The sequence below is a fragment of the Anoxybacteroides voinovskiense genome (assembly GCF_014196205.1).
Classification (GTDB): Bacteria; Bacillota; Bacilli; order Bacillales; family Anoxybacillaceae; genus Anoxybacteroides; species Anoxybacteroides voinovskiense.
In genome coordinates, this window is sequence record NZ_JACIDE010000042.1 from 1 (window position 1) to 11,914 (window position 11,914).

General features: G+C 39.5%; 11 protein-coding genes, 2 pseudogenes and 1 riboswitch. Of the genes and pseudogenes, 11 read left to right on the forward strand and 2 right to left on the reverse strand.

The window, feature by feature from the left end; translation table 11 throughout:
* Nucleotides 1-79 precede the first annotated feature (79 nt).
* The 8 genes from GGR02_RS16805 (at nt 80) to GGR02_RS16835 (ending at nt 7,684) form a co-directional block, all read left to right on the forward strand.
* Nucleotides 80-634, forward strand: a complete 555-nt coding sequence (locus tag GGR02_RS16805; RefSeq protein ID WP_229706272.1) for a phage portal protein — start codon at nt 80-82, stop codon at nt 632-634.
* A gap of 205 nt (nt 635-839) precedes the next feature.
* Nucleotides 840-962, forward strand: a complete 123-nt coding sequence (locus GGR02_RS17715) for a hypothetical protein (RefSeq protein WP_260175207.1) — start codon at nt 840-842, stop codon at nt 960-962.
* A 443-nt stretch (nt 963-1,405) separates the two neighbouring features.
* Nucleotides 1,406-2,026 (forward strand): hypothetical protein, encoded by a 621-nt coding sequence (locus tag GGR02_RS16810; protein WP_183186092.1) that lies wholly within the window; start codon nt 1,406-1,408, stop codon nt 2,024-2,026.
* A 235-nt stretch (nt 2,027-2,261) separates the two neighbouring features.
* A complete protein-coding gene (locus tag GGR02_RS16815) occupies nt 2,262-2,687 on the forward strand; it encodes a hypothetical protein (RefSeq protein ID WP_183186093.1) in 426 nt (141 codons plus the stop codon).
* Nucleotides 2,688-2,690: 3 nt separating this feature from the next.
* A complete protein-coding gene (locus GGR02_RS16820) occupies nt 2,691-3,020 on the forward strand; it encodes a hypothetical protein (protein ID WP_183186094.1) in 330 nt (109 codons plus the stop codon).
* Nucleotides 3,021-3,031: 11 nt separating this feature from the next.
* Nucleotides 3,032-3,595, forward strand: coding sequence for an Ig domain-containing protein (locus tag GGR02_RS16825; protein WP_183186095.1), 564 nt, complete (start codon nt 3,032-3,034; stop codon nt 3,593-3,595).
* Nucleotides 3,596-4,091: 496 nt separating this feature from the next.
* Nucleotides 4,092-4,288, forward strand: a riboswitch (cobalamin riboswitch).
* Nucleotides 4,289-4,406: 118 nt separating this feature from the next.
* Nucleotides 4,407-6,641: a ribonucleoside-diphosphate reductase subunit alpha gene (locus tag GGR02_RS16830; RefSeq protein WP_183186096.1), complete on the forward strand. Its 2,235-nt coding sequence runs from the start codon at nt 4,407-4,409 to the stop codon at nt 6,639-6,641.
* 11 nt (nt 6,642-6,652) lie between these two features.
* Nucleotides 6,653-7,684, forward strand: a complete 1,032-nt coding sequence (locus GGR02_RS16835; protein ID WP_183186097.1) for a ribonucleotide-diphosphate reductase subunit beta — start codon at nt 6,653-6,655, stop codon at nt 7,682-7,684.
* A 190-nt stretch (nt 7,685-7,874) separates the two neighbouring features.
* On the opposite strand, the gene GGR02_RS16840 is transcribed toward GGR02_RS16835, so the two are convergent.
* On the reverse strand, nt 7,875-8,426 hold the full coding sequence (locus tag GGR02_RS16840) for an Rpn family recombination-promoting nuclease/putative transposase (RefSeq protein ID WP_306415789.1): 552 nt from the start codon (nt 8,424-8,426) through the stop codon (nt 7,875-7,877).
* Nucleotides 8,427-8,600: 174 nt separating this feature from the next.
* Between GGR02_RS16840 and GGR02_RS16845 the strand changes: the two genes are divergently transcribed.
* Nucleotides 8,601-9,482 (forward strand): Rpn family recombination-promoting nuclease/putative transposase, encoded by an 882-nt coding sequence (locus GGR02_RS16845; protein WP_183186099.1) that lies wholly within the window; start codon nt 8,601-8,603, stop codon nt 9,480-9,482.
* 69 nt (nt 9,483-9,551) lie between these two features.
* Here the strand turns inward: GGR02_RS16845 and GGR02_RS16850 are convergent, their stop codons facing one another.
* The gene (locus GGR02_RS16850) at nt 9,552-9,923 is read right to left on the reverse strand and encodes a winged helix-turn-helix transcriptional regulator (RefSeq protein ID WP_183186100.1); all 372 of its coding nucleotides are present in this window, start codon (nt 9,921-9,923) and stop codon (nt 9,552-9,554) included.
* Between the two features lie 165 nt (nt 9,924-10,088).
* Here GGR02_RS16850 and GGR02_RS16855 point away from each other — a divergent pair.
* Nucleotides 10,089-11,297, forward strand: a pseudogene (locus GGR02_RS16855) (MFS transporter).
* Nucleotides 11,298-11,316: 19 nt separating this feature from the next.
* Nucleotides 11,317-11,823, forward strand: a pseudogene (locus tag GGR02_RS16860) (aldo/keto reductase); the annotation flags it as partial.
* Nucleotides 11,824-11,914 lie beyond the last annotated feature (91 nt).

The window sequence follows — 11,914 nt, forward strand, 5'->3', positions numbered from 1 at the left end:
CGGAGAGAATTCGCAAACATTTTGCGCGGTATTTCCGATTTTCATCCAAAATAATTTGAAAAAGTAGTTCTGGAATAGTGTGCTAATTTACAGTATTCCGGTTGTTACAGGTCAGCAATTGAAAGGATCACTTCCAGTTGATATTGTAGGTGCTGGTTTGAATCTTGACGATGGAGCAACATTTGAATTTATCAGCAATAAGTTTGATAGTCAAGCGTTCAATACATTGTATGAAACTTTGTTGAATGCGTTGTATAGCGTTGCACAAATTCCGTCAATTGCAGTAGGCAGAACGGATGTGTCGAATGTGAGTACGGAAGCCGTCAAAATGCTCTACCAATTGGCTATGATGAAGGCAGGACAAAATGAACAGTATATGAGAGAGGGTATTGAGCAACGTTTTGAGAAGATTAGACGATTACTTGAATATAGAGGCGTAACGTTTAGTGATGAAGAATTTGAATCACTTGGATTAGTGTTCCAATATGCGTTGCCGTCGAATGAGAAAGAAGTCATTGAAAATTTGAAGATGTTGCGTGAGATGGGGGCTATATCTCTTGAAACGATGATCGAAAAGAATCCTTATGTGAGTGATGTTGCGAATGAAATGATGAGATTGAAAAACAATATGTAGTAGTAGATATTAGTATCAGATACTAAATATTGTGTTTAATTGAAATGTTTATAATTCCGAGTTGAATAGTAGGAAATGATATATCCACTTGCGCTCGCCTGTTATGTATAGACACGGTTTCCCAAGAAGCATTTACAAAAAAATATATAAAAATCAACAAAAATCAACAAAAATAGGGGTATAGAAGGGCATAGGAGGCGTATAGATGGGCTATTTTCATATTCGGACGGTTGAAAATGGCTTATTCGACGCTTATTTTTCAATATTTTTTATGCAATGTTTCATCATTAAGCCGCCATTTCTATATGATCGGCTGATGATGAAGTAGAATGTATTTCACAAACTTTATACAGTCGATTTTCATTTATATATCAACGTTTATAAGACATTTTGCATAAAATTTGTGAATAATTATAGATGTAATGGTATGTATGAAAGGTAAAATACTTGACATTAAAATGTTGATATATCAAGATTTTGTTGAAATTATAAGTTTACATAATCAATGTTATCGGAAGTTGTTTGAGTAAATTTTTGGTAAAATAATGAATACAATATACAATGATATGCAAGAAAAAGTGTATTGCCTATATAACGTACATTATCACGGCAATACAGAAATACCCCCTAATTGCCAAAATTTTCGCCTAGCAAGTCATTTTACACACGCACGAAAAATGCGATTTTTTTGTTTATTTTAAAAAATATATATTTTCCACCTTTTTGGTCAATGTGGTATAATAATGTAAAAATACCGAAAGAGGTGGAGTTATGACTCTTTTGTTTATAATTATTGGTATTGTAGCAATTTTTGTAATTGGAGCAATGTTAGAAAATGATAAGACATTAGAAAATAATTATAAGAATAAGATGGCAATAGAAAAAATTAAATCAGCAAGCGAACTTACACCTACAAAAAGTTACATTTCAAAGAATAATAAATCGGGTATTGAGATCAATGAAAATGATAAATTAATTAGAATATTTTATTTAGATCAAAATGAAGGGATTAAAAGTAAAACCTATTCATTTTCAGATATAATTGAATCAGAAATTAAAATTGATAATCAATCAGTTAAAAAAACATCGCGTTCTAGCCAATTAGTTGGAGCAGCAGTTGGATCAGTTATAGCAGGTGGCGTTGGCGCAGTTATCGGTGGGCTATCTGGAGATAAAATCAAAAATGAGTATATTAAAAATATTGACTTATGTGTAAAAGTAAACGATTTTGATACTCCCCTATTTAAAATAAATTTCTTATCAAATGTAAATGAGGTCGGTATTGAAAATAAACAAGGGTTTAAAAAGAGTCATAAAGATGTTCAAATTGCTTTACGTGACGTTGAATATTGGCATAGTGTTTTGAATTTAATAATTAAAAATAATGGTTGAAGAACGCTCGTATTTCTCATGAGCGTTCTTTTAATTTTTAACATGTCAAAAATCCTTATTTATCAATGTTTTTTAAACATATAACAAAAGTGTCAAAAACGCTTGAAAAATAAGCGTTTTTTTAACATAGATGCAATATTGCTCGTTAGAATTGATTATTTTTTCGCTTCATGAGTATTTACTCATCTCAACAAAAATAATCAATAGAAACGATGAATATTTAGGAGGTGAAAAAATGAAATACATTCAATATCATGCTTCAATGCTCGCGGAAAAAAGAAAAGCGGAGGAATTTGAGAAATATAGAGCGGAAAATTTTATAGACGAATATCATTACAACGCTATGTATAAAGTGAAACATCGTGAGATCATGCAAAAAATCATTCAATATTTAAACGAATATCAGCCGAAACGATTATCAATGAAAGATATATCATATTCACCTTTAAATTATTATGTCGGTTATAACCATTATCATTTAAAGGGTTTCGTTTTAGAATACGGAAATATCAAACGTCAATACAAACTTGAAAAAATCGGCGACTGGTATGAGAACGAATATGGTTTTGTCGATCGTGGACATCTAGTAACTGATGACACAATAAAAGCGTTTGTCATTGAATTAAATCATGAATATTTACGTTTACAGAAAGGGGAATAAAATATGACGAATCTACAACGCCTTTTGCTTGAAATTCAAGGTATCGAACTAGATCAAAATGAATTGATCGTCTATCTTCAAGAAAACGGTCTAAATGCCCATGACGAATATAATCCTCAATCAGCAACAGCAAAGAAAAATATATATCGGACAGCACTTTCTATTCTTGAATCAATCGCAAACAATCCTTCTATGATGAAAGTATACAAACTAGACGGCATGACGATTTCTGATTTTCATGAGAATTTGCTGGCGCGTATCGATCAACTGGAGCGAAAAATACGTCAAATGAAAGATGACGATGAGAACACGAATGTATTTATGTTGTTCTAGGAGGTGATACGATGAACACGATGAATGATTTTCAATTCCTTCTTGATATGACAGGCGAAACGGTTCTTGTCGACAATGTATCGAGAAAATGTATTCTACAAAATGCAAAAATCGGTGACTATGAAGAGAAATATATTTATACTCTTTCCAGCATTCAGCGCGGAAACATCGTCCGTCACAATGAAAAAAACTATCTTGTCGTTTCTGATGTGACTGAAAATAGTGTATATCGGAAAGCACTCATGCGAAAAACGAATGAAACGATACGTATTGAGCAGACAGAACAGAGAATAGTTTCTTACAATGATTTTGGTGAGCCAATTTATGAAAATGTGGTTGTCAGTGTAGCAGATGTTCCGTGTATCGTCGACAAATACACATTTCGTATAGATGATTTTGCGCCGATTCGTGTAGCGGAAAATCAAATTATTGTCACGATGAAAGATGATGTGTTGAATCGGGAAAAATTTGTTGTGAATTTTGAATTTGTATTATATGAGCAAAATTGGAAAGTGATTGACGTGGATATGACGAAAAAAGGAATATTGATTTTGACGGGGGAGTTAAATTTATAGAAAATACTTGAAAATAGGGGATGAATTTTATAATATTCTCTATAACCACTTTACATTTTTTAAAGGTCATCTTATAATAAAAGTTAATAAAATGAAATGTGAAGTGGTTATACTGTAAATAATATTGAGCCACTTATTGATACATAAGATTTTGACTGGATTGACCTTGACAGGGTAGAGGTCGCTGGTTCGAGCCCAGTCGGAATCATCAGAAGACCCGGGTTCTGGAGAAGAGCTCGGGTTTTTATTTTATAAACAAGCAGGAAAAATGTTCATCGTCTTTAGCGAGGAGCCCTCCACTTCAAATGTTAGTGAAGTGGGGATAGCTGACTTCTATCATTTGTGATATAAGTGTCAAAAGAAAAAAGGTTGTCCTGTACGTATTCGTAAAAAACATAGTTGAATTTTCCGCTTTTTTCGTTTATGATGAAAAAAGTACAACTATGAAATACAACATATTGTATTTTTCTTTGTTAAGAAAACTATATATAGTGAGTAAGGAAGCCGCAAGCAATGGTGTCCGTTTGGACTTAATAGGGAATCTGGTGTGAATCCAGAACTGCCCCCGCAACTGTCAGTGCAGACGAAATGGGAGTGCCACTGTATATGAAAGCTTTATGGGCGCGTATACGGGAAGGAACCAAAGTAGGAAGAAGCACGAGTCAGGAGACCTGCCTTGCTTGTTTCGTTTCACATTCTTCGGGGATGGAGAAGATGAAACGATGGCGAGAAGGGGAGGTTGCACCCTTTTTGTGCTGTCGTTTCATCCACTCGATCCAGAGTGGATTTTTTATTTGGAGGAGGATATGCAGTGGCGGTGAAGACGATTTCGAAACAGGAGATTGCGACATTTGTTCGCGAATGGACGAGCGATTTTCCGAACTTGGAAACAGAAAGTTATGTGGAGCGCATATTTCGCCATTGGCAGGCGAAACCGGATTTGTTGTTAGAAGAATTGATAGACGTTTTCATTTTGGAAGGGCTGGCTCGTATTAGCGAACAAGAGCCGGAGTGGACATTTGTTTGCGCGCGTCTATATTTGCAACAATTATACAAAGAAGCAGCTAAGCATCGTGGTTACGACTCAAGACAGCGTTACGGTAATTTTTATGAGCTTATCGCTTCGCTTGTCGCGAAAGGAGTGTATAATCGTTCGCTGCTTGACGATTATTCGAAAGAAGAAATCGAGAAACTCGGGACGCTGATTGATCCGGAAAAAGACAAGTTATTTACCTATATCGGATTACGCACGCTTGCAGATCGGTACCTTGCACGCGACTATGAACGAAATCTTTACGAATTGCCGCAAGAACGGTTTTTAATTATCGCGATGGCGTTAATGGCGAAAGAGCCGCGTGAAAAGCGATTGGTGTTTATTAAAGAAGCGTATTGGGCGTTAAGTCATTTATACATGACGGTCGCCACTCCGACGCTAGCCAATGCGGGAAAAAGCTATGGCCAACTATCTAGCTGCTTTGTCGATACGATTGACGATAGCTTGCAAGGGATTTATGACAGCAATACGGACATTGCTAATCTTTCGAAATCCGGTGGGGGAATTGGTGTTTATCTTGGCAAAATTCGCAGCCGCGGCAGCGATATTAAAGGATTTAAAGGAGTTTCCTCTGGCGTCATTCCGTGGATGAAGCAGCTAAACAATACAGCTGTCAGCGTTGACCAACTTGGACAGCGGAAAGGAGCGATTTCCGTCTATTTAGACGTATGGCATAAAGATATATTTGCTTTTCTTGATGCGAAATTAAACAATGGCGACGAACGGTTGCGTACGCATGATTTATTTACCGGTGTTTGCATTCCTGATCTCTTTATGGAGCAAGTCGAAAGCCGTGGCGATTGGTATTTGTTTGACCCGCATGAAGTTCGCAAAGTGATGGGGTTTAGCTTAGAAGATTTTTACGACGAAGAAAAAGGAAGTGGCAGCTTCCGTGAAAAATATTGGCAGTGTGTATACGATGAGCGGCTTTCGAAAGAAAAAGTACCGGCGATTGAAATCATGAAAAGCATCATGCGCAGCCAATTGGAATCCGGTACGCCATTTATGTTTTACCGTGACGAAGTCAATCGAAAAAATCCGAACGCGCACGTTGGCATGATTTATTGCAGCAACCTTTGTACAGAAATTGCCCAAAATCAAAGCCCGACGGTAATGGAAACACAATATACGAAAGACGGAAAAATTATCATTGAAAAAACGCCAGGGGATTTCGTCGTCTGCAATTTATCGTCCGTTAATCTTGCGCGTGCGGTTCTAGACGACGTTTTAGAGCGGTTAATTCCAATTCAAGTGCGGATGCTTGACAACGTTATTGATTTAAACCGCATCCCAGTGTTGCAAGCACAGCTGACGAACGAGAAATATCGGGCGGTCGGGCTCGGAACGTTTGGCTGGCATCACTTATTAGCATTAAAAGGAATTCGTTGGGAATCGGAAGAAGCGGTAGCCTATGCCGACGAGCTGTATGAAAAAATTGCCTATCTCACCATTCAAGCAAGCATGGAATTAGCGAAAGAAAAAGGGAGGTATCCAGCGTTTGGCGGCTCTGATTGGCAGACGGGGGCATATTTTGTGAAGCGCGGATACGAGGCACCACATTGGCAAAACTTAAAAGAACAAGTGGTGCAACACGGGATACGCAATGGGTATGTATTGGCAGTTGCTCCGAACGCCTCGACCGCCATTATTGCCGGAAGCAGCGCAAGCATCGACCCGATTTTTTTAAAAGTGTATGCGGAAGAAAAGAAAGATTATAAGATTCCGGCAACGGTGCCAGATTTAAATGAACAAACGACATGGTATTATAAATCGGCCTATCATATTGACCAACATTGGAGCATTCGGCAAAATGCTGCTCGGCAGCGCCATATCGACCAAGCCATTTCGTTTAACTTTTATGTGATGCATACGATTAAAGCGAAGGAATTGCTAGATTTGCACTTGGACGCGTGGAAATCAGGATTAAAAACGACATATTACGTCCGCTCGACATCGAGCGTCTTAGAAGAATGTGAGTCGTGTGCAAGTTAGGGGGAAAAACGATGTTAATGAGACGACCAATTATGGATGTCGAAGCGCCGAACCGTTCGACGCGTATTATTAACGGCAAATGTTCCAATGTATTAAACTGGGATGATATTGCGTACCCTTGGGCATACGCGAAATATAAGCGGATGCTTGCGAATTTTTGGACACCATTTGAAATTAATATGTCACAAGATGTCAAACAATTTCCTCTGCTTACCGAACGCGAGCAAGAAGCATTTTTGAAAATTATCGGGCTGCTTGCCCTACTTGACAGCATTCAAACCGATTACGCCGGAAAAGTGGCTGACTACATCACTGATTCAAGCATTAACGCATTGATGATTATGCTTGCGCAACAAGAAGTCATTCATAATCATTCGTATTCGTACGTGCTTTCAAGCCTCGTCCCGAAGCAAAAACAAGAGGAAGTATTTGACTTTTGGCGGCACGAATCGACTTTGCGCAAGCGAAATGATTTTGTGACGAACGGCTACCGGGCGTTTGCTGAACAACCAACGGTCGAAAACTTTTTACATTCGATCGTCTATGACGTCATTTTAGAAGGGCTATTTTTCTACTCTGGGTTTGCGTTCTTTTATAACTTGGCGCGCAATCAAAAAATGGTGGCGACAAGCACGATGATTAATTATATTAACCGTGATGAGCAGCTACACGTCGATTTGTTTGTGAAAATTTTCAAAGAAGTGCTGCGCGAATACCCAGAATATGATACGCCAGAACTGGCTCGCTTTGTCCAAGAAACGTTTAAAAAGGCGGCTCAACTAGAAATGGAGTGGGCGGATTTTATTATTGGCAATGACATTGATGGCATTCCGATTCAAGATTTGCATGACTACATAAAATTTTATGCAAACGTCCGTTGCCATCAGCTCGGATTTGAGCGTCCGTTTGAAGGCTATCGCACCAACCCGCTCCGCTGGATTAAAGCATATGAAGAAGTCGATTTAGGAAAATCTGACTTTTTTGAACAAAAATCGCGCCAATACGCGAAAGTAAATACCGATAACGGATTTGATGAGTTATAAACAGCCGCACGTTAGCGGCTGTTTTTTGCAAGGGAGATATAAAGAGAAATTTGCTAATTTTTCTTTGCTATTTCAAGTGATAGTGCCGATTTTCGCTTTCTTTCGCAATGAAAAAAAACACCTGTTACAAAGCAGGTGTGAGCACAAAGCCCTTGCCGATTCGCAAGGGCGCTTTTTTAAGCTACCAAGACTAATTATTCAACCGTTCCCGTACTTCTTCTTCCGCCATGTCGAGTATATTTGCAATCTCCGCAATGCTCATTCCTTTTTCGTTCATTTTTCTAATCGTTTCTTTGATTCCTTCTTCCCGTCCTTGCTCTAGTCCTTTTTTCAACCCCTCTTTCCGTCCTTCCTCCCGACTGCCGCGAATGTTTGAAAGTTGGTCAAGGAGCCATTTGAGCCTCATTTCGTAGGTGTAGCGGTTTTCTGGGTCGACGCTTAAACTTTGCCATTCTTCTAACGCTTCTAAAATTTCTTGCTCCGTCATCGCGATTCCCTCCGATTCGCGAAACATGTCTTCGTCCATTCGCTTTGTTCGGCTATCCACTGCCGACAACATCGCCAGCCACGGCCATTCCGGCGATTGTTTCACTTCTCTGCGGTATTCCTTCCATTTTACCATAAATTGTGACAAGTCGAGTACATGGAATTCAAGGGGATGGCTCCCAATCCTTTCATGATACACATTTATTACACTTAGGAAATGCCAAAGGAGAAAATTGAGTTTTGAGGGGATTTTCACGTAAAAGTGGACGGAAAAGAGGGGGGAGGAGAGTTTTAGCGATGAAAATTGAATTTTTGATGGAAAAGAAAATTTTTTCCACAGGAGACAGCTGTGAAAATTAGGACTCTATGCAGGGAAATTGCTTATGTTGTCGAATAAAAGCATCGAAATAACTGTATGCGAGGTGAATGTATGTCCATTGACCATGACCGTTTGTTTAAAGAGTTGATTCAGACGTTTTTTGAGGAATTTATTCTTCTCTTTTTCCCAACGATGCATGAGCATATCGACTTTCGCCACGTATCGTTTTTATCGGAGGAGTTGTTTACCGATGTAACGGCAGGGGAGAAGTACCACGTCGATTTGCTTGTGGAAACGAAGCTGAAAGGGGAGGATGGCTTGATTATCGTCCATATCGAAAACCAAAGTTATGTGCAACCGTCGTTTCCTGAACGAATGTTTATTTACTTTAGCCGTTTGTTTGAAAAGTACCGTAAACACATTGTACCGATTGCTGTATTTAGCTACGATACGATCCGCAACGAACCATCCGCATTTACGCTCCAATTTCCTTTTGGCAACGTGCTTGATTTTCGCTACTTCACTGTGGAACTTCGTAAACAAAACTGGCGAAACTATATTCGTAACGATAACCCAATCGCCGCTGCATTGCTAAGCAAGATGGGGTATACTGAAGGTGAACGGGTAGAACTGAAAAAACAATTTTTACGCATGCTTGTACGGATGGAATTAGACGAAGCGAAGCAACGATTACTGTTTGGCTTTTTTGAAACATATGTGAAACTATCAGACGAAGAAGAACGAAGACTACGAAGCGAGGTGAATGAAATGGAGACGAAAGAAAAAGAACAAGTACTTGAATTGATTATTTCGTACGAACAAAAAGCGTTGGAAAAGGGAAGAGAAGAAGGGATGAAGCAAGGAATCAAACAAGGAATGGTACAGGGGATGAAGCATCTTGTACAAACGATGGCGAGAAAAGGAATGAGCGTCAAAGATATTGCGAACGTCACAGACCTTGCGGAAGAAGAAGTACAGCGGTTGTTGGAGTAGGGGGTTACTGTCGTCGACCGTTTTGGAGCGACGACAGTTTTTTTGTTTTATAATGAGTAGGTACCCATATTATGTTCGCTTGCCGTTTAACACGCTCTCTTCTAACACCGCGAATTTATCGCCATACACTTTCGTAATATGTTTTTCTCCCCAGGCACATAATGAGTCTAAAATGTCTTTTAAACTCCATCCGTACTCACTTAGTTCATACTCCACTTTTGGGGGAACTTGGTTATATACAATGCGATGAATAATGCCATCTTCCTCTAATTCTCGCAATTGTTGTGTCAACATTTTTTGCGTAATGCCAGGCATTAGTCGTTTTAGTTCGCTTGTCCGTTTTTTGCCGTGCGTAAGGTGACAGAGAATTACGCATTTCCATTTTCCCCCGATAACTTCTAACGTCGCTTCTACGGGAATGTTGTATTTCTTTTTTTGCATCGTCTTCCTCCTTGTTTATAGGTACTTTAAAGTATCTATATTACTTTAAAGTACGTACTTTTCGAAGTGATTTATATACATCATAATAACATTTACCGGCCGGTTGGAAATATTTTTGGTGCACAGTTTAGTTGAGAAGTTGAAACAACGAGTAGGAGGAGAAACATGACTTCACATAAAAAACGAAGCACGTTGGCGTTGTTAGCGTTAGCCATCAGCGCTTTTGCGATTGGGACAACAGAATTTATAAGCGTATGATTGTTGCCGCTCATATCCGAAGATTTGCACGTTTCCGTTTCAACAGCGGGATTAACGGTTTCGTTATATGCTTTAGGTGTCACTTTCGGTGCCCCTGTTTTAACGGCATTGACGTCGAATATGTCGCGCAAAACGTTATTGCTTTCGATCATGATTGTTTTTATCGTTGGCAATAGTGTGGCAGCTAGTGCGACGAATATTGGTGTTTTGTTAGTTGCGCGCGTGCTGTCAGCCTTTTCGCATGGAGTGTTTATGTCGATCGGCTCGACTATCGCGGCAAGCTTAGTTCCGGAAAATCGTCGCGCAAGTGCGATTTCGATAATGTTCACAGGGCTTACCGTCGCAACCATTACAGGCGTTCCTTTTGGGACATTTATTGGCCAGCAATTTGGTTGGAGAATCGCGTTTATTTTTATTGTAGTCGTCGGTGTTGTCGCGTTTATTGCTAACGCCTTGTTAGTGCCAGCCAACTTGCGAAAAGGGACGCGCACAACAGTTAGCAATCAGCTAAAACTTTTAGCTAACGGTCGTTTAGTGCTTTTATTTATCATTACAGCGTTAGGATACGGGGGGACGTTCGTCGTCTTTACATATATGTCCCCACTTCTTCAAGAGATTGCGGGATTTCATGAGAAAACGGTCGCGTTCATTTTACTTGTTTATGGCGTTGCGATTGCGATTGGTAATGTGATAGGCGGAAAGCTATCGAATCAAAACCCGATTGAATCATTGTTTTACATGTTTATCGTGCAAGCTATTGTGCTTGGGGTGTTCACATTTGCTGCGCCATATAAAATAGCGGCGTTCGTAACGATTGTTTTAATGGGGTTGTTAGCTTTTATGAACGTACCAGGACTACAAGTGTATGTCGTGATGTTAGCGGAGCGTTTTGTACCTAGTGCAGTAGATGTAGCTTCTGCGCTGAATATTGCAGCATTTAACGCAGGGATTGCTATCGGGTCGTATTTAGGTGGTGTTGTCACTGATTCAATCGGACTAATTCATACACCGTGGATTGGGGCATTGATGGTTGTTGGCGCCGCGCTGTTAACCGGATGGAGCCGGGCGTTAGAGCGAAAAGATGAAGTCATGATGGTGCAAGAAAGCCGTTTTTAAAAAGAGAGGAGTAGATAAGATGGTTGCAAAACATTTGCAAGATACAACGACTTTGTATAACGGTGTAAACATGCCTTGGCTTGGGCTTGGAGTGTTTAAAGTAGAAGAAGGCCCTGAAGTGGTTCGCGCTGTGAAAACAGCTATTCAACGCGGATATCGTAGCATTGATACGGCATCGATTTACGGAAATGAAGCAGGGGTTGGGCAAGGCATACGAGAAAGCATGAAAGAAGCGGGAATTTCGCGCGACGATATATTTGTTACTTCGAAAGTATGGAATAGCGACTTAGGATATGAATCGACTATCGCAGCGTATGAGGCGAGCTTAAATAAACTTGGCTTGGATGATCTTGATTTATATCTCATTCATTGGCCGGTCGCGGGAAAGTATAAAGAGGCGTGGAGAGCGTTAGAGAAGCTTTATAAAGAAGGACGCGTTAAAGCGATCGGGGTGAGCAATTTTCAAATTCATCATCTTCAAGATTTAATAGAAGATGCAGAAATAAAACCGATGGTCAATCATGTAAATTAGCACACTATTCCAGAACTACTTTTTCAAATTATTTTGGATGAAAATCGGAAATACCGCGCAAAATGTTTGCGAATTCTCTCCGATT

Coding starts and splice junctions, on each gene's coding strand:
- GGR02_RS16825 (WP_183186095.1), top strand. CDS start 3,032: ATGAACACGATGAATGATTTTCAATTCCTTCTTGATATGACAGGCGAA.
- GGR02_RS16850 (WP_183186100.1), bottom strand. CDS start 9,923: ATGCAAAAAAAGAAATACAACATTCCCGTAGAAGCGACGTTAGAAGTT.
- GGR02_RS16810 (WP_183186092.1), top strand. CDS start 1,406: ATGACTCTTTTGTTTATAATTATTGGTATTGTAGCAATTTTTGTAATT.
- GGR02_RS16820 (WP_183186094.1), top strand. CDS start 2,691: ATGACGAATCTACAACGCCTTTTGCTTGAAATTCAAGGTATCGAACTA.
- GGR02_RS16845 (WP_183186099.1), top strand. CDS start 8,601: ATGTCCATTGACCATGACCGTTTGTTTAAAGAGTTGATTCAGACGTTT.
- GGR02_RS16815 (WP_183186093.1), top strand. CDS start 2,262: ATGAAATACATTCAATATCATGCTTCAATGCTCGCGGAAAAAAGAAAA.
- GGR02_RS16835 (WP_183186097.1), top strand. CDS start 6,653: ATGTTAATGAGACGACCAATTATGGATGTCGAAGCGCCGAACCGTTCG.
- GGR02_RS17715 (WP_260175207.1), top strand. CDS start 840: ATGGGCTATTTTCATATTCGGACGGTTGAAAATGGCTTATTCGACGCT.